This window comes from Nocardioides sp. S5-5 (assembly GCF_054954065.1).
Genome location: NZ_CP199913.1, coordinates 4,332,631 through 4,349,050, shown reverse-complemented (window position 1 = coordinate 4,349,050; position 16,420 = coordinate 4,332,631). Strand labels below are relative to the sequence as shown.

Genomic DNA, 16,420 nt, shown 5'->3' with positions numbered 1-16,420 from the left:
CGCTTCTTGACCGTTGCAGCGGTCAAGAAGCGCCAGTTTCGCCACTGAAGCGGCGATTCCGGCACCCGACCTCAGCCCGAGAACTCCAGCGTCTCGTCCTCCACCGGCTTGCGGAACACGAGCACGTCCTTGAAGTAGTTCATCTTCAGCCGCCACGGGAAGGTGGCGCCCTGCTTGGGCAGCGAGTCGATGGACCGCATGACGTAGCCCGCCTCGAAGTCGAGGAAGGGCTCCTCGGCGACGCCCGGGTCGCGGCGCGGCACGACCGTCCGGGCGCCGGTCTCGTCCATCCGCCGGAGCAGCTTGACGACGTACTCGCACACCAGGTCGGCCTTCAGCGTCCACGACGCGTTCGTGTAGCCGATGATGAACGCGAAGTTGGGGATGTCGCTGAGCATCAGGCCCTTGTAGGCCATGGTGTCGGCCGGCTTGACCGCGGCGCCGTCGACGCCGAGGGTGGCACCGCCGAAGATCTGCAGGTTGAGGCCGGTGGCGGTGACGATGATGTCGGCCTCGAGCTCGCGGCCCGACTTCAGCAGGATCCCGCCCGGCGTGAACCGTTCGATGTGGTCGGTGACGATGTCGACGGTGTGGTGGCGCAGTGCCTTGAACAGGTCGCCGCCGGGGACGGCGCACAGACGCTGGTCCCAGGGGTCGTACGGCGGCTTGAAGTGCTCGTCGAAGTCGACGTCGTCGGGCAGCTGGCGCTCGAGCAGCCTGCGCAGCAGCGCGCGCGACTCCTTGGGGCGGGCCTGGCAGAACTCGTAGAACGCGATCCGGCTGGTGAGGTAGCGGGTGCGGACCAGCTTCTGGGCGATGCTGTCGGGCAGGCGGCGGTACATCTGCGCCGAGACCTTGTCGTACGTCGGCTGGCTGATGATGTACGTCGGCGTGCGCTGCAGCATCGTGACGTGCCCGGCGCCGGAGTCGGCCAGCGCGGGGATCAGGGTGACGGCGGTGGCGCCGGAGCCGATCACGACGACCCGCTTGCCGGCGTAGTCGAGGTTCTCGGGCCAGTGCTGCGGATGCACGATCCGCCCCTCGAAGTCCTCGGCGCCGGCGAACGCGGGCGTGAAGCCCTCGTCGTAGCGGTAGTAGCCGGAGGTCGACCACAGGAAGCTCGCGGTCAGCTCGATCGTCTCGCCGGTGTCGGTGCGCTCGACGGTCACGGTCCAGCGCGCATCGGACGTGGAGAACTCCGCGTGGACCAGCCTGTGGTGGTAGCGGATGTGCTCGTCGATGCCGTTCTCGGCCGCCGCCTCCTCGAGGTAGGCGAGGATGTCGGGCCCGTCGACGATCGCCTTGGCGCCCTTCCACGGCTTCCAGCCGAAGCCGAGGGTGTGCATGTCGGAGTCGGAGCGGATGCCGGGGTAGCGGAACAGGTCCCAGGTGCCGCCGAGGGAGTCGCGCATCTCGAGCACGGCGTACGTCTTGGCCGGGAACGCCTTGCTCACGTGGTACGCCGCGTCGATGCCGGACAGGCCGGCGCCGATGATCAGTACGTCGAGGTGCGTGGAGTCGCTCATTCAGGCTTCCTTGAAGTTCAGGAGCTGCTCGACCGGGAGGTCGGGCACCTCGATCCTGCGGGAGGCTGCCAGACCTTCGATCTGCAGCCAGGTCACGTCGGCGAGCAGCCGGGTGAACTGTGGCGCCGCCGGGCGCAGCTCCTCGCGGGAGCTCCAGCTGCGCACGGCGGCGATGACGCCGCCGACGAGGAGGAACACCCACGGCGTCAGCGCGTCGCGGTCGTCCTCCTCGACGTCGGCCTCGAGGACGGCGAGGAAGCCGCCGATGACCAGCTCGATCTGCTCGGCGATCTGGCCGATCGCGACGTCGAGCGGCTTGGCCGCGGCGCCGGGGATGTCGCGCTCGGCGAAGCGCATCAGCGCGACGTTGCGAGCACCCCAGCCGACGTACGCGTCGATGATCCGATGCACGATCTCGCGCGGCGTGCCCTCGAGGGTGACCGCGGCGAGCAGCAGCTCGCCGGCGCGGTTGCAGATCTCCTGCTGGATCGCGACGTCGAGGTCGGTGCGGTCCTCGAAGTAGCGGTAGAGCACGGTGCGGTGGACCGACGCCTCGTCGGCGATCAGCTGCACGCTCAGCTCGGCGCCGGGCTCGAGGTCGCGTGCCAGCACGGTCAACGCGGCCTCGATCACCGCCTGCCGGCGGTCGGCGTTGTGCTGCTGCCAGCGGCGCTTGCGGCCGTCGGTCTGCTCCCGCTTCGGCGTCCCCATGTCGACACCTCCTGCGATCCTCACGATGTCAGCGACACGGTACGCCGCAACAGGCCCCGGCGGCGGGTGGCGGCCGGGGGCGCGGCGACCGAGCGCTGCTCGGCGACGTCGGTGATCTTGGCGCGGGGCCGGCCGGTCCGCGCGCCGCGCTCGCGCTCGGCGGCGTCGAGCCGCTGCCAGGCGGCGAGGTCGGCGGACTGGGGGTGGCGGGCGGCGACGAGCGCCGTGATCGCGGTCGCGGTCGGCGCGGGGAGGCCGGCGTCGAGGTCGTCGAGGATCGTCTCGACGGTCTCCTGGGCGTCGGTCTTGTTGGTGCCGATGAAGCCGACCGGACCGCGCTTGATCCAGCCGACGACGTAGACGCCGGGCTCGACCCGGCCCTCGTGGTGGGGGACGGTGCCGGTGCGCTCGTCGAACGGCAGCCCGGCGACCGGGGCGCCGCGGTGGCCGACCGAGCGGACGACCAGGCCGGCGTCGAGGGTGTGGACGTCGTCGGTGGCGACCGCGCGGACGGAGCCGTCGGCGTCGGTGACCAGCTCGTTGCGGGCCACGCGGACCCCGCGGACCCGGCCGTCGGCGCCGAGGATCTCCACGGGGGAGACCGCGAAGCTCAGCACGATCCGGCGCCTCCCGCTGTCGGGGGCGACCGGCCGCTCGGCGAGCTCGCGCAGCAGCACGCTGCGCTGGTCGTCGCCGGTCAGCAGCGCCGGGTCGGCGTCGACGACCACGTCCACGTCGTCGAGCGCGGCCAGGCCGATCAGCTCGGGCACCGTGAACGCCGCCTGCGCGGGGCCACGCCGGCCGAGCACGACCACCTCGCGGACCTGACTCGCGCGGAGCCGGTCGAGCGGTCCGGGCGCCAGGTCGGTGCGCTCGAGGACGTCGAGGGGGCGGGACAGGATCCGCGCCACGTCGAGCGCCACGTTGCCGTTGCCGACCACGACCGCGCGCCCCGACGGATTGGACTCAGCGGCCAGCGGTACGTCGAGCGTCTGCTGGTCGGGGTGGCCGTTGTACCAGCCGACCAGCGCGGTCGCGGCGATCGAGCCGGCCAGCTCCTCGCCGGGGATGCCGAGGCCGCGGTCGGCCGACGCGCCCACGGCGTACACGACGGCGTCGTAGTGGGCGCGCAGGTCGGCCAGGGTGACTCCGCCGTCGGCGCCGACCTCGACGTCGAGGAGGTAGCGGAACCGCGGCTGCCGCTCGATCGCCTCGAACAGGCGGGTGACCAGCTTGGTCGACGCGTGGTCCGGGGCGACGCCGTGCCGGACCAGGCCGTACGGCGTCCGCAGCCGGTCGTAGACGTCGACGCCGACGACCTCGGGGTGCTTGAGCAGCTCGTCGGCCGTGTAGAGCCCGGCCGGGCCGGCGCCGACGACCGCGACCCGGAACGGCCCGGGCCGGGTGAGCCGGCGCTGCTGCGGCACCAGCGCGACAGGGGTGCGGTCGGCGTGGGGGAAGGCGTCGTAGTAGGCGGCGTTGAGGTCGAGGAAGGGCAGCTGCTTCGTCGTCAGCGCGGCATCGGGCACCATCGCTCCGACCGGGCACGCGGTCGCGCAGGCGCCGCAGCCGACGCAGGCGGTCGCGTCGACGTACACCATCTCGGTGGTGCCGAAGCCGGGCTCACCCGGAGCGGGGTGGATGCAGTTGACCGGGCAGGCGACGACGCACGAGGCGTCGGCACAGCACGACTGCGTGACGACGTACGCCATGGCTCAGACCGCGGCGGACTTGGGCTCGCTGCGGAAGCGCGAGGGGCGCCCGTCGATGCCGAGCACTCGCCACACGCGGCGCGAGACCCGGTTCATCAGGCCGAGCTCGTCGGCGAGCATCCGCACGTCGCCGAAGGTGTCGCGCAGCAGCTTCTCGGACTGCTCGGACTTCCAGTAGACCTCGCGCATCACGGACTTCGGGATGCCGAGGTCCTTCTGCATCCGCTTGCTGGGCCGCATGATCACGTCGCACAGCACCCGCATGATCACCGGGTACGCCAGCGACAGGCCGAAGCGCTGCAGCGTGCCGTAGTCCTTGGAGCGCTCGACCAGGTAGGAGTGCGCGAAGCCGATGTGGCGGGCCTCCTCGGCCACGTGGATCTGCATCACCCGCTGCACGATCGGGTGGATCTCGGTGCCGGAGCGCAGCACCGACTTCTGCAGGTAGTCGATCGGCTCCTCGCCGGCGAGGATGCCGAAGAAGAAGATGTTGGGCAGTCCGCGGCCGGCCAGCGCCAGGAAGGGCGCGATCTTGAGGAACCAGGTCGGGCCGCCCTGGACGTCGACGCCGATCCGGTTCACCGCCTCCTGGAACATCTGGGTGTGGTGGCACTCCTCGGTGATCTCGTGCGTGGAGTAGCGGAACTCCGCACGGTCGTTGGGCATCGTCATCAGGTGGTTGACGACGCCGCCGATGAGCAGCTGCTCGAACTGCAGGCCGACCTTGGCGATATTGGCCATCCGGTACCTGCCGATCTCGATCTGCCGCTCCCGCGGCAGCGACCGGTACCACTCCGTGCCGCCCAGCGAGTCGACCGTCGGCAGGATCCAGCGCGGGTCGTCGGGGACGACCTCGAGCTCCGGGCTGTCCCACGCGATGTCGAGGAAGGCGTCGAAGTGCTGGTGGACCGACGCCTCGGAGAGCACACGCAGCGTGTCCTGGTAACTCAGCCCGTCGAGGTCGTGGGCGGTGGGGGTGTCGATCGGGGCGTCGGCGGTCGCAGTCATGGTCCGGTCCGTTCTCGTCATCGAAATCGGGAGCGTGCTGGTTGTTAGCGCAACAACATGTTGCATACATTGACCCGGGTTTTGTCAAGCAAATGGCAGGGAAATGAGCCGAACGGCCCGGAGAGGGCCGTTCGGGTGTGACGGGGATCGCTGCCCCGGACGTCGAGGAGCCCGCGCAGCGACCGTCACGAGACGCCGGGCCGCGTCAACCTCCCGCGCTCGGACGCAGGAAGCCCGAGGCGCGCCAGCGGGCGAGGGCGGCGACCAGGTCGGGGTGCTCGGCCCGGTCGGCGGCGCGACCACCGGCGACGATGGCGGGCAGGTCGGGGTCGGCGGCGGCGTCGTACACCACGGTAAGACGGTTGGCCGCGCCGGCGTTGATCAGCGATCCGAGAAGGGCGACCGGGTTGCCGCGGTCCTCGAGCGAGAGCACCTGGACATCGGCCGGGAGGAGCGCGAGCTGGGTCGCGGGGGCGTCGGCGGTGACGACCTGGTCGACGACGAAGCCGGGCTGGTCGCGGGTCGCGACCTCGAGCGCGGCCGCGCCACCGCTGCCGCGGCCGACCAGCATCACCCGAGTGGGCTCGTCATCCGGCTCGACCGCGGCGCTGAGCGCGCGGACCACGGCGGATGCCTCGCTGGAGGCGTCGCCGGAGACCAGGCGGAGCCGGCCGGCGGCGGGCGCGGGGGCGGTGGCGTCGGGCAGGAAGGCGACCAGGCGTCCGGGCGCCGTTCGCAGCACCCGCACGGGCCCGTCCGTCCGGGCGAGGGTCGCCATCAGGTCGGCGAGGCCGGCGGGCACGGTGGCGCCGTCGGTCGCCGCCGGCTCGGCGGCGACCGGCTCGACGACCTCGCCCAGCCCGACGGCGACGTCGCGCAGCGCCGCACCCCAGTCGTCGGCCAGCGGCGCGATGCCGGTGGCGCGCAGGCCGCCGATCCGCGCCGAGCGCCCGGCGTCCCCGGCGTGGACGCCCGCCGTGAGCAGCCCGCGCATCTGCAGGCTGTCGAGTGTGCCGCCCCCGGTGGTGACGTGCTCCATCAGCTCGGGGTTCGCCTCGGCCAGCTCGCCCAGGTACGCCGCCACGCCGTCGCGGTCCAGCGCGTCGGTCTCGATCAGCCCGGCCGCGACGATCGCGCCGCCGAGGTTGACCTCGGGGGCGAGGTAGCCGATGGCCTTGCCGGCGATCGAGCCGAGGGTCTCGTACGCCGCCGCCTGGAGCTCGTCGATCCAGCGGTAGGTCATCACCGTCGCGCGCAGCACGAGCGCGTCGGCATCGAGCTCGATGGACCGGCTGAGCAGGCTGCCCTTGCCGGTGGTCGCGGCCCGGATCTCGTCCTCGGCGGTGCTCCAGGTCGTGGGGGACAGGGCCGCGGAGTCCGTGACGTCGGGATCGGCCAGCACGACGTCGCCGAGCTGCGACCACGCGCGCATCTGGGCGCCGGCGTCGTCGAACAGGTCGGCCAGCCGCAGCATCTGGTCGTACTTGTCGGCCAGGTCCGCCACCTCGACCGCGCTGAGTGACTGCTCCTCGGTGCTCACCGCGCCGCCTCCCCGAGGACGGGGGCGACGACCGCCCCCAGGTCGTCGGCGACGGCGGCGCGCAGCTCCAGCCGCAGCACGCCCTCCTCCTGGTGGGGGCGCAGTGCCCGCCAGCCATCGGCGAGCAGGGTCCAGGAGACGACGCCGACGGTGTCGACCTCGGCGCCGGACACGTCCGCGACCAGCGCGCGCAGCCGGCCGCGCGCCTCGCTCGCGAGCGAGGCGAGCACGCCGACGACGGTCGCGTCGTCCAGGGCGCCGTCGGGTCCGCGCACGGCGCCGTGATGGCGGGACGCGAGCACGGGGAGCAGGTCGCCGCGGCCGGAGCCGCTGGCCTCCGCGGCGGCGTCGGCGAGCTCGAAGGGCAGGTCGACGTACGACGGCACCTCGGAGGGCCCGAGCGTCACCTCCTCCGAGATCGCGGCGACCCGGGCGAGCTCGGCGGCCCAGGCGTCGGTGCCGAACCAGCCGAGCTCGAAGACGATCCCGTCGACGGTGGCCAGCGAGGCGACGGCGCTCCCGCCCTGGCGGTGCCAGACCTTGGCCTGGACGCCGCCCATGGTGACGTCGACGTCGAGGGCGAGGCGCGGGGAGGCGAGCAGTCCGATCGCCCCGGCGAGCCCGGCGTCGAGCACCCCGTCGACGCTCAGGCCACGGCGCTCGAGGGCGTCGGCGGGGTCGTTGAGGGCGGCGACGGCGACGCGGAAGGCCTGGTCGTCGAGCGTCGCCGGACTCTGCCCGAGGCGGGCCTGCATGGCGTCGGCGGTGGGCGGCGCGGCGACCTCGAACGGGAGCGGGGCGTCGCCGTCGAGTCGGGCGGCGTGCTGCAGCTCGGCCAGGTTGAGGCCGATCCGCCGGGGCGCAGCGGCCAGGGCGTCGCCGCCGGGGGTGCGCGGCGGCGAGACCGAGGTCAGGTCGATGGTCGGCATCAGCGCTCCAGGCCGGGGACGTCGACCGCGAGCCAGTCGCGATGCCCGGACGGCGGCGGCGTGAAGGCCGCGAGCGCCTCGTCGAGCGGGTCCGGCGTCACCTGCAGGCCGTCACCGGCCTCGTTGCGGGTCGCGATCGCGGCGATCCGGGCTCGGGCGTCGGCGACCAGCGCGCCGACCCGCGCCTCGGTGGTGGCGATCTCCTCGCGCACGGCGTCGACGCTCTCGGCATGGTCCGCCAGCGCGTCAGCGGCGCCGGTGTGGCGCTCGGCTGCCCGCCGCAGGTGGCTGGCGCGGTCGGTCACCCGCTCCCGCATCGCGTCCGCGGCCCGCCCGGTCCAGCCGAGGCCCTCGACCCGCGCGACCAGCTCGTCGGCGAGGGCGCGTACGTCGGCCCCCTGGTCCCGCAGCTGGGTCGCGCGACGTCGAATGATCTCGCTGTCGCCGTACATGAGTCGCGCCTTTCCCCGATCGGTCCCTGCTCAAACCCTAGTGGTGGGGGCTCTCCGGGACGGGACCACTCGTCACAGGGCGCCGTCGAGCCGGTCCAGGGCGGTGGTGATGTCGTCGGCGGTGCCGGCGAAGCTGAACCTCAGGAAGCGGCCGCCGTCGACGGTGTCGAAGTCGATGCCGGTGGCGACGGCCACGCCGGTGCGCGCCAGCAGGTCGCGGCAGTAGGCCATCGAGTCGGTGGTGAGGTGCCCCACGTCGGCGTACGCGTAGAACGCGCCGTCCGCCGGGGCGAGCCGGTCGACGCCGAGTCGCTGCAGGCCGTCGAGGAGCAGGCCGCGGTTGCGGGCGTAGCGCTGGACGTGGGCGTCGAGCTCGGCGTACGCCGCGTCCTCGAAGGCGCCGAGCGCCGCGTGCTGGGCCAGTACGGGCGGGCAGATCGAGAAGTTGCCGGTCAGCACGTCGACCGGCCGCCGCAGCCGCTCGGGGGCGAGCATCCAGCCGAGCCGCCAGCCGGTCATCGAGAAGTACTTCGAGAACGAGCCGAACACGACCGCCTCGCGGGAGGTCTCCCAGGCGCAGCTCGACCGAGAGTCGGCGTACTGGATGCCGTGGTAGATCTCGTCGGACACCAGTTGGACGCCGTTCTCCTCACACCAGCGCGCGATCGCGGCGAGCTCGTCGGGCAGCAGCATGGTGCCGGTCGGATTGGCGGGACTGGCGACGACCAGGCCGGCGATCGGCTCCCGTGCGTGCGCCTCGGCGAGCTGCTCGACCGTCGGCTGGAACCGGGTCTCGGGCCCGGTCGGGATCTCGACCACCGCGCAGCCCAGCGCCGCCAGCACGTTGCGGTAGCAGGGGTAGCCGGGCCGGGCGATCGCCACCCGCGCGCCGGCGTCGAAGGCCGCCAGGAACGCCAGCAGGAAGCCGCCGCTGGAGCCGGTGGTCACGATCACGTCGTCGGGACCGACGGCGACGTCGTAGGTGCGCCGGTAGTGGCCCGCGATCGCCGTGCGCAGCTCGACGATGCCGGTCGCGGTCGTGTACCCGAGCGGGTCGCCGCTGCCGAGCAGCCGGATCGCCGCGGCGTTGACGGTCGCCGGCGCACCGGTGCTGGGCTGGCCGGCCACCAGGTTGACCAGGTCGCCGTGGGTGCGCTGGCGCTCGGCCGCCCCCGCGAGCAGGTCCATCACGTGGAAGGGCGGCACGTTCGCCCGCATCGCGGCGCTGAGGCGGTCAGTCACCCTCCCGATCCTGTCATGCGCGACCCGGCGCAAAGTGAACCGCGGCGCCCGACGACCCGGCGCAAAGTGATGCGCGTGATCGCGCCGATCTGGCCTGCGGAGACCGCACGTGTGGCGACTCCAGCGTCAGGTCGGCGGGAAGGGAACGTTGCTTTGCGCCGGGTCGGCGGGCTTGAACAGCTCAGTTTGCGCCGGGTCGGCGGCGTGGCGGCCCGCCCGGCGGCCGAAGAAGGAGCCCTCGCCGAGCTGGGTGCCGGAGCAGTAGCCGTTGCCGTCCTGGGCGATATTCGACGCGCACGCGCCGGCGGCGTACAGGCCGGGGATCACCGAGCCGTCGGTACGCCGGACCTGGCCGTCGACGGTGGTGGCCATCCCGCCGATGGTGAAGCCGGCGTACAGCGCGACGCCGAGCGAGAGGTCCAGCACCGCCCACGGTCCGGCGATCTGCGGGGCGAGCCAGTCGGGGTGCTTGTGGAAGTCGGGGTCCTTGCCGTCGGCCGCCTGCTCGTTGTAGCGGGTGACGGTCGCGACCAGGGACCCGGCGGGCATGCCGAGCCCGGCCTCCATCTCCTCCAGCGTCTCGAAGCCGTCCTTGAGCGGCACCAGCGGCATGTGGTCCTCGCCGAGGTGCTCGCTGTCGACGATGAGGTAGGCGACGGCGTCGGGCTGCCGCATCACGTGGTACGACGTCCGCGCGTGGTAGCTGTCCTCGGCGACGAACCGCCGTCCGTCCCGGTTGACGATGATCCCCTTGCAGCGCGACGACGGCGGGTAGAAGGGCGCGGTGATGAACGGCTCCTCCATGTTCTCCAGAGCCGCGCCGACCGACTCCCCGAGGCGGATGCCCAGCCCGTCGTCGTACGTCGAGCCGAGGGTGAACAGCTTCGAGCCGAGCGCCGGGGTGTAGCGGGCGACCATGTCGGCGTTCATCACGAACCCGCCGGCGGCGATGACGACGCCGTCCGCGCGGATCACGCCGTGCCGATCGAAGGAGCGCCAGGCCACGCCGACGACGGCGTCCCCGTCGACGACGAGGTTGCTCGCCCCGGTCTCGTAGCGGACCTCGACCCCGGCCGTCTCGACCTGCTCGCGCAGCAGGTCCATCACGATCTTCGTGCCCTCGGTGTCACCGGGCACCGGCACCTTGTGGCCGCGCGGGGCGGGCGCCACCTGGTCGCGGAACGGCCACACCTTCTCGTTGCCGGTGAACATCAGTCCCTCGGTGCCGGGCTGGATGACCGCCTTGCCGGGGAAGTAGGAGCGCTCGAACCGGAATCCCAGCGACTCCAGCCAGTCGAAGTGCGCGACCGAGCCCTCGCAGTAGGCGCGGATCTTCTCCTCGTCGGGGTCCTTGGTCGAGGCGAGCAGGTACGCCGCCATCGCCTCGACCGAGTCGTCGTGGCCGGTGGCACGCTGGACCGCCGTACCGCCGCCGAGGTAGAAGTGTCCGCCGGACATGGACGATGTGCCCCCGTGGACCGCGGCCTTCTCGAGCAGCAGCACCCGCGCGCCGGCGCGGGCTGCCTCGAGCGCGGCGCAGCCACCGGCGATGCCGAAGCCCACCACGACCACGTCGAACTGCTCGGTGTCCTCGTTCAGTACGCTCGGCGGGAGGACGTCGGGAAGAGTCAGGCCGGCCGGGGCGTTGGGGTTCGCAGATGCCACGGCTGAAATCTAGAACATGTTCTACCGATAGACTAGATCCCCGCCACCCGACGAAAGCCGAGTGCTAACTTCATGTCCTTCGACGTCCACCAGCTCGACACCTTCCTGCTGATCGGCGCCGGAGTCACATTTCTGGCCGTCCTCGCGGTGCGGATGTCGTCCGGAGTAGGCCTCCCCAGCCTGCTGGTCTACCTGCTCATGGGCGTCGCCCTGGGCGAGGCGGGGCTCGGCATCTCCTTCGACAACGCCGAGCTCGCCCACGCGATCGGGTTCGGCGCGCTGGCGGTGATCCTCGCCGAGGGTGGCCTCACGACCAACTGGCGCGATGCCCGCCCCGCGATGCGGATGGGCCTGTCGCTGGCGACGGTCGGCGTACTGGTGTCGATCGGCATCGTCGCCGTGGGCGCGCACTTCCTGCTCGGCCTGTCCTGGCAGCTCTCGATCCTGCTCGGCGCCATCTGCTCGCCGACCGATGCCGCGGCGGTCTTCTCCGTGCTGCGGGTGGTGCCGCTGCCGAAGCGGATCACCGGCACCCTCGAGGCCGAGTCCGGTCTCAACGACGCCCCGACAGTCGTCCTGGTCACCCTGGTCTCCTCGGGCGCGGTCGGCGAGCACGGCCTGCTCGGCACGACCGGGATCGTCCTCTACGAGCTGGTCGCGGGCGTCGCCTTCGGGCTCGCCGCCGGCTTCGGCGGTGCCTGGGTGATGCGCCGCGCGGCGCTGCCGTCGTCCGGCCTCTACCCGATCGCGGTGCTCTGCCTGACCCTGATCGGGTACGGCGGCGCGGCCGCCGTCCATGCCAGCGGGTTCGCCGCGGTCTACGTCGCCGCGCTCGTCCTCGGCAACGCCGAGCTGCCCCACCGGGTGACCACGCGCTCGTTCGTCGAGGGGCTCGCCTGGCTCGCCCAGATCGGGCTGTTCGTGATGCTCGGCCTGCTGCTCTCGCCGGACCGGCTGTCGTGGGAGGTGATCGGGATGGCGGTCGTCGCGGGCAGCATCCTCACCTTCGTCGCCCGACCGGTGTCGGTGGTGGTGAGTGCCGTCGTCCGGCCGATGAGGTCGGCGGAGCTGGCCTTCATCTCCTGGGCCGGGCTGCGCGGTGCCGTCCCCATCGTCTTGGCCACGATCCCCCTCGCCGAGGGGGTGGACGGCGCGAGCCGGCTGTTCGACATCGTCTTCGTGCTCGTCGTCCTCGACACCCTGATCACGGCCCCGTCGCTCCCGCTGACCGCCCGGCTGCTGGGCGTCGCCCGCCGCTCGGAGCCGCGGGGGATCGAGGTCGAGGCCGCGCCCCTCGACCGGGTCGCCGCCGACCTGCTGCAGATCACCATCAGCCCGGGCTCGAAGCTGCACGGCGTGGAGGTCGGCGAGCTGCGACTGCCGCTGGGGGCGAACGTGTCGATGGTCGTGCGCGAGGGTCGGACCCTGGTTCCCGAGCGGCGTACCGTGCTGCGCCACGGCGACGACCTCATCGTCGTCACGCCCCGCAAGCTGCGCGAGGGCACCGAGCAGCGGCTGCGCCAGGTCAGCCAGGGCGGCCGGCTCGCGCAGTGGCTCGAGGACTGACCCGACTCAGGTGGGGTCGTCGGGCTGACTGCTCAGCGGCGGCGTGCAGACGTAGGCATCCTTGGTCGTGGTGACCGTCGGGTGCCCCTCGACCACGCCCCGGAACCTCTTGCCGACCACGATCGTCACGCCCGGGTAGCCGGACGGCTGGTCGACGATGTCGACGTCGGCGCCGAGGTACGACGCCAGCAGGATCGCGGCCGGGTCGCCGGGGTCGTCGGACCACACCTGGGCGGCCACCGGCCCACCGGTGTCCGGGGCGTTGCCGAGCTCGCCCTGCGCGAACCCGAAGCCGACCAGGTCGTCCATGGTCTTGCTCGCCAGGCCGTTGGCGCCACCGCCGTTGAGCACGGTGACCATCACCTGCGGCGGCGCGAGGTCGTCGCCCTTCGCGATCAGGGTGGAGGTGCAGGGCGCCGGCTCGATCTTCTCCGGGAACGGCTGGGTCACCTTGGCCCATCCCCAGGCCGCGCTGGCGACGAACACCACCGCCAGCGCTCCCAGGGTCACCGCCGAGCGGCTGCCCGCCTTGACGTCGAGGCCGTCCATCCGCCCTAGCCCTCCATCCGGATCACGCGCGCGTGCAGGACGTTGCGCTGCTGCAACGCGGCCCGCAGCGCGCGGTGCAGTCCGTCCTCGAGGTAGTAGTCGCCGTGCCAGAGCACGACGTGGGCGAACAGGTCGCCGAAGAAGGTGGAGTCCTCGTCGAGCAGGGAGGAGAGCTGCAGCGTGTCCTTGGTCGTGACCAGCTGGTCGAGGCGGACCTGGCGCGGGGGCACGGCAGCCCACCCCTTGGAGGTGAGGCCGTGGTCGGGGTAGGGACGCCCGACCCCCACACGCTTGAAGATCACGGCTTCGGAGTCTACGGGGCCAGGCCCCTGGCTCTAGAGTTCCGGGCATGACGCAGGAGCAGACGCCCACTCCCGACGCAGCACCTGACCCCGCCGCACCCTCGGCCGAGACCGCACCCGAGGCGGAGACCGCACCCTCGGCTGAGGCGGCGCCCCAAGCGGCCAGTCCCATCGAGCAGGCGATCGCGCCGGGGTACGCCTTCGCGGGGCCGGCGCTCGAGCTCGGCGGCCTGATGACCGGCCCCGACCAGCTCTCCGGCAGCACCATCCGGATCCCGCTGGCCATGCTGAACCGGCACGGCCTGGTGGCCGGCGCGACCGGTACCGGCAAGACCAAGACCCTGCAGTTGCTCGCGGAGCAGCTCAGCGCGGCCGGCGTACCCGTGTTCGCCGCCGACATCAAGGGCGACCTGTCCGGCATCGCGACGGCCGGCGAGGCCAGCGACAAGCTGCTGGCCCGCACCAGGTCGGTGGGGCAGGACTGGACGGCGACCGCCTTCCCGGTGGAGTACTACGCGCTGGGCGGGCAGGGCATCGGCATCCCGATCCGGGTGACCGTGTCGTCGTTCGGGCCGATCCTGCTCAGCCGGGTGCTCGGCCTCAACGACACCCAGGAGTCCAGCCTGGGCCTGGTGTTCCACTACGCCGACAAGCAGGGCCTGCCGCTGCTGGACCTCCAAGACCTGCGTGCCGTCGTCCAGCACCTCACCAGCGACGAGGGCAAGGGCGACCTCAAGGAGCTCGGCGGTCTGTCCTCGGCGACTGCGGGCGTGATCCTGCGCGAGCTGATCGGGTTCGCGGACCAGGGGGCCGAGGCGTTCTTCGGCGAGCCGGAGTTCGACTCGGCCGACCTGCTCCAACAGGCGCCCGACGGCCGAGGCCTGGTCAACCTGGTCGAGCTGCCCAACCTGCAGGATCGCCCAGCGATCTTCTCGACCTTCCTGATGTGGCTGCTCGCTGACCTGTTCCACGATCTGCCCGAGGTCGGCGACATCGACCAGCCCAAGCTGGTCTTCTTCTTCGACGAGGCGCACCTGCTGTTCAAGGACGCGTCCAAGCCGTTCCTGGAGTCGATCGCCCAGACGGTGCGGCTGATCCGGTCCAAGGGCGTCGGCGTCTTCTTCGTGACCCAGGGCCCGACCGACGTACCCGACGACGTCCTGGCCCAGCTCGGCTCCCGGATCCAGCACCAGCTGCGCGCCCACACGCCCAATGACGCGAAGGCGCTCAAGGCGACCGTCAACACCTACCCCAAGAGCGCGTACGCCGACCTCGGCGAGGTGATCACGACCCTCGGCATCGGCGAGGCGATCGTGACCGTGATGGGTGAGAAGGGCGCGCCGACGCCGGTCGCCTGGACCCGGCTGCGCGCGCCCGAGTCGCTGATGGCGCCCAGCAGCGCGGAGTCCATGGAGGCGACCGTCGAGGCCAGCCCCCGTCAGGCGAAGTACGCCGAGGTCGTCGACCGCGAGTCGGCTCGCGAGATCCTCGCCAAGAAGCTCGAGGAGGGCGCGAAGGCCGCGGCCGGAGCGAAGGCCGCCGACAAGCCCGCCGCCAAGGGCAAGACCGCGCCGAAGAAGAAGGACGACGGCAATGCGGCCGGCGAGATCGTCAAGGACGTCGTGAAGTCCTCGGCCTTCAAGCAGTTCATGCGCACCGCCGCCGCCGAGATCGCCCGCGGCATGTTCGGCACCGCGCGCCGCCGCCGCTGACACCCCGGACGTCGAGGAGGTCGCGCGGCGACCGCCACGAGACGCCGCGAGGAGATGCCGACACTGTCCTCCGCCGGTTCCGGCACCACCTCAGGCCGACCAGCGGATCGCGTCGTCGACGAAGTCGGCGAGCGGGTGTACGCCCCGCAGGTCGGTGCGCACGTCCATCAGGCGCGACAGGCCCTGGGCGTGGCGGTCGCGCAGCGCGGCCCGGCGGGTGAGGGAGCGGTCCACGGCGTCGAGATCCTCGACGGACTCGAGGTGACGCCCTGCGGTCTGGGTCTCAGGAGAGGTCGTCTTCTTCATGGCTCCAGCCTCCAACCGAGAGGTTTCGGGTCGACCGCGCATCGGTTACGACTCGGTGACCTGGCCTGTGAGCCGCGCGACAGTCGCGTCAGCGTGACAGCGCGTCGTGCGCCTCGACCATCGCCGGGCCGTACCAGGTCAGCAGCCGTCCCGACACCAGCCGGGTCGGGACCCGCGTGAACGCCTCCGGCCCGTCGTCGAGGGTGAACACATAGGGCTCGTCGGGCAGCAGCACCAGGTCGAGGTCGGCGCGGTCGAGGTCGGCCAGCTCGACCTTCGGGTACCGGTCCGCGCCGCCGTCGTACGCATTGCTCCAGCCGAGCCTGCGCAGCAGGTCGCCGGTGTAGGTCCGGGGCCCGACGACCAGCCACGGGTCCCGCCACACGGGTACGGCGACCCGGCCGCGCGCCTCGGGAGCCGGCGCCGACCAGAGCTCGTGGGCCCGGGCCAGCCACGGGGGAGCGGCGAGGCCGAGCGCCTCGCCGTACAACCGGGTGAGGGAGGCCAGCGCCTGCGGCACCGTCTCGATGGCGGTCACCCACACCGCCAGCCCGGCGTCGCGCAGGCGGCGTACGTCGAGCTCCCGGTTCTCCTCCTGGTTGGCCACGACCAGGTCCGGCGCGAGCGCGCGGATCGCGGCGAGGTCGGGGTTCTTGGTGCCGCGGACGCGGGCGACGGTCAGCCCGGCGGGGTGGGTACACCAGTCGGTGGCGCCGACGATCCGGTCGGGCACGTCGGTCGCGAGAGCCTCGGTGATCGAGGGCACGAGGGAAACGATGCGGGCCGGAGGCGCGGACAACGCCACCTCATGTCCGAGGTCATCGACAGTCACGGTCCTATCATCCACAGGTGAGCGCGATCCTCGGATGGTCGGTCCTGGCCCTGGTCTTCCTCGACGAGTTGCTCGCCGTCGCGGCGTTCGGCGTCTGGGGCTGGGGCCACGGCCCGCGCTGGCTGCTGGTCTGGCTGCTCCCGCTCGCCGCGATGACGGTGTGGTTCCTCCTCGCCTCGCCGAAGGCGCCGTACGGCGGTCCGGTGGTGCGTCCGGTGGTCAAGGTCGCCGTCTTCGGTCTCGCTGTCGTGGCGCTCTGGGACGCCGGCCACGAGGCCGGGGCGCTCGCGCTGCTCGTCTTCTCCGTGGTGGTCAACGGGCTCGCGCAGCTGCCCAGCATCCGGGTTCTCGTCGACGAGCAGTAGGGC

The 16,420-nt window shown here is 72.3% G+C and carries 16 protein-coding genes; 3 read left to right on the top strand and 13 right to left on the bottom strand.

Translation table 11 applies throughout. The features are described 5' to 3' along the window. Window positions 1–71: 71 nt before the first annotated feature. From ACUP6Y_RS21100 to ACUP6Y_RS21060, 9 genes are all read right to left on the bottom strand, one after another. Entirely contained in the window at window positions 72–1,526 is a 1,455-nt protein-coding gene (locus tag ACUP6Y_RS21100) for a flavin-containing monooxygenase (RefSeq protein WP_462552893.1), read from the bottom strand. After that, complete coding sequence (locus tag ACUP6Y_RS21095; RefSeq protein WP_462552892.1) at window positions 1,527–2,237, bottom strand: TetR/AcrR family transcriptional regulator; 711 nt, start codon at window positions 2,235–2,237, stop codon at window positions 1,527–1,529. It abuts the gene before it with no gap. A gap of 20 nt (window positions 2,238–2,257) precedes the next feature. After that, complete coding sequence (locus ACUP6Y_RS21090) at window positions 2,258–3,949, bottom strand: FAD-dependent oxidoreductase (RefSeq protein ID WP_462552890.1); 1,692 nt, start codon at window positions 3,947–3,949, stop codon at window positions 2,258–2,260. A gap of 3 nt (window positions 3,950–3,952) precedes the next feature. Further along, complete coding sequence (locus ACUP6Y_RS21085; protein WP_462552889.1) at window positions 3,953–4,957, bottom strand: AurF N-oxygenase family protein; 1,005 nt, start codon at window positions 4,955–4,957, stop codon at window positions 3,953–3,955. A 205-nt stretch (window positions 4,958–5,162) separates the two neighbouring features. After that, a complete protein-coding gene (locus ACUP6Y_RS21080) occupies window positions 5,163–6,497 on the bottom strand; it encodes a hypothetical protein (RefSeq protein ID WP_462552887.1) in 1,335 nt (444 codons plus the stop codon). Beyond that, window positions 6,494–7,426: a DEAD/DEAH box helicase gene (locus tag ACUP6Y_RS21075; protein ID WP_462552886.1), complete on the bottom strand. Its 933-nt coding sequence runs from the start codon at window positions 7,424–7,426 to the stop codon at window positions 6,494–6,496. Before ACUP6Y_RS21075 ends, ACUP6Y_RS21080 begins: the two co-directional genes overlap by 4 nt. After that, window positions 7,426–7,878: a WXG100 family type VII secretion target gene (locus ACUP6Y_RS21070; protein ID WP_462552885.1), complete on the bottom strand. Its 453-nt coding sequence runs from the start codon at window positions 7,876–7,878 to the stop codon at window positions 7,426–7,428. Before ACUP6Y_RS21070 ends, ACUP6Y_RS21075 begins: the two co-directional genes overlap by 1 nt. Before the next feature lie 72 nt (window positions 7,879–7,950). Further along, window positions 7,951–9,120 (bottom strand): pyridoxal phosphate-dependent aminotransferase, encoded by a 1,170-nt coding sequence (locus ACUP6Y_RS21065; protein ID WP_462552883.1) that lies wholly within the window; start codon window positions 9,118–9,120, stop codon window positions 7,951–7,953. Between the two features lie 126 nt (window positions 9,121–9,246). Beyond that, on the bottom strand, window positions 9,247–10,785 hold the full coding sequence (locus ACUP6Y_RS21060) for an FAD-binding protein (protein ID WP_462552882.1): 1,539 nt from the start codon (window positions 10,783–10,785) through the stop codon (window positions 9,247–9,249). 72 nt (window positions 10,786–10,857) lie between these two features. Here ACUP6Y_RS21060 and ACUP6Y_RS21055 point away from each other — a divergent pair, with 72 nt between their 5' ends. Further along, on the top strand, window positions 10,858–12,351 hold the full coding sequence (locus ACUP6Y_RS21055) for a potassium/proton antiporter (RefSeq protein ID WP_462552880.1): 1,494 nt from the start codon (window positions 10,858–10,860) through the stop codon (window positions 12,349–12,351). A 6-nt stretch (window positions 12,352–12,357) separates the two neighbouring features. Here the strand turns inward: ACUP6Y_RS21055 and ACUP6Y_RS21050 are convergent, their stop codons facing one another. Together ACUP6Y_RS21050 and ACUP6Y_RS21045 are read right to left on the bottom strand one after the other, a co-directional pair. Beyond that, on the bottom strand, window positions 12,358–12,900 hold the full coding sequence (locus tag ACUP6Y_RS21050) for a LytR C-terminal domain-containing protein (RefSeq protein WP_462552879.1): 543 nt from the start codon (window positions 12,898–12,900) through the stop codon (window positions 12,358–12,360). 5 nt (window positions 12,901–12,905) lie between these two features. Then, complete coding sequence (locus ACUP6Y_RS21045) at window positions 12,906–13,202, bottom strand: type II toxin-antitoxin system VapB family antitoxin (RefSeq protein ID WP_462552878.1); 297 nt, start codon at window positions 13,200–13,202, stop codon at window positions 12,906–12,908. Window positions 13,203–13,435: 233 nt separating this feature from the next. On the opposite strand from ACUP6Y_RS21045, the gene ACUP6Y_RS21040 reads away from it, so the two are divergent. Further along, window positions 13,436–14,914 (top strand): helicase HerA-like domain-containing protein, encoded by a 1,479-nt coding sequence (locus ACUP6Y_RS21040; protein ID WP_462556789.1) that lies wholly within the window; start codon window positions 13,436–13,438, stop codon window positions 14,912–14,914. Window positions 14,915–15,004: 90 nt separating this feature from the next. Here the strand turns inward: ACUP6Y_RS21040 and ACUP6Y_RS21035 are convergent, their stop codons facing one another. Then, the gene (locus ACUP6Y_RS21035) at window positions 15,005–15,220 is read right to left on the bottom strand and encodes a hypothetical protein (RefSeq protein ID WP_462552876.1); all 216 of its coding nucleotides are present in this window, start codon (window positions 15,218–15,220) and stop codon (window positions 15,005–15,007) included. An 88-nt stretch (window positions 15,221–15,308) separates the two neighbouring features. Continuing rightward, the gene (locus tag ACUP6Y_RS21030) at window positions 15,309–16,052 is read right to left on the bottom strand and encodes a helical backbone metal receptor (RefSeq protein ID WP_462552875.1); all 744 of its coding nucleotides are present in this window, start codon (window positions 16,050–16,052) and stop codon (window positions 15,309–15,311) included. Between the two features lie 17 nt (window positions 16,053–16,069). Between ACUP6Y_RS21030 and ACUP6Y_RS21025 the strand changes: the two genes are divergently transcribed. Then, window positions 16,070–16,417: a DUF2568 domain-containing protein gene (locus tag ACUP6Y_RS21025; protein WP_462552873.1), complete on the top strand. Its 348-nt coding sequence runs from the start codon at window positions 16,070–16,072 to the stop codon at window positions 16,415–16,417. Window positions 16,418–16,420 lie beyond the last annotated feature (3 nt).

Bases quoted from the DNA above. Each gene is read 5' to 3' on its own strand.
- ACUP6Y_RS21100 (WP_462552893.1), bottom strand. From the start codon at position 1,526: ATGAGCGACTCCACGCACCTCGACGTACTGATCATCGGCGCCGGCCTG.
- ACUP6Y_RS21095 (WP_462552892.1), bottom strand. From the start codon at position 2,237: ATGGGGACGCCGAAGCGGGAGCAGACCGACGGCCGCAAGCGCCGCTGG.
- ACUP6Y_RS21090 (WP_462552890.1), bottom strand. From the start codon at position 3,949: ATGGCGTACGTCGTCACGCAGTCGTGCTGTGCCGACGCCTCGTGCGTC.
- ACUP6Y_RS21085 (WP_462552889.1), bottom strand. From the start codon at position 4,957: ATGACTGCGACCGCCGACGCCCCGATCGACACCCCCACCGCCCACGAC.
- ACUP6Y_RS21075 (WP_462552886.1), bottom strand. From the start codon at position 7,426: ATGCCGACCATCGACCTGACCTCGGTCTCGCCGCCGCGCACCCCCGGC.
- ACUP6Y_RS21070 (WP_462552885.1), bottom strand. From the start codon at position 7,878: ATGTACGGCGACAGCGAGATCATTCGACGTCGCGCGACCCAGCTGCGG.
- ACUP6Y_RS21055 (WP_462552880.1), top strand. From the start codon at position 10,858: ATGTCCTTCGACGTCCACCAGCTCGACACCTTCCTGCTGATCGGCGCC.
- ACUP6Y_RS21050 (WP_462552879.1), bottom strand. From the start codon at position 12,900: ATGGACGGCCTCGACGTCAAGGCGGGCAGCCGCTCGGCGGTGACCCTG.
- ACUP6Y_RS21040 (WP_462556789.1), top strand. From the start codon at position 13,436: ATGACCGGCCCCGACCAGCTCTCCGGCAGCACCATCCGGATCCCGCTG.
- ACUP6Y_RS21035 (WP_462552876.1), bottom strand. From the start codon at position 15,220: ATGAAGAAGACGACCTCTCCTGAGACCCAGACCGCAGGGCGTCACCTC.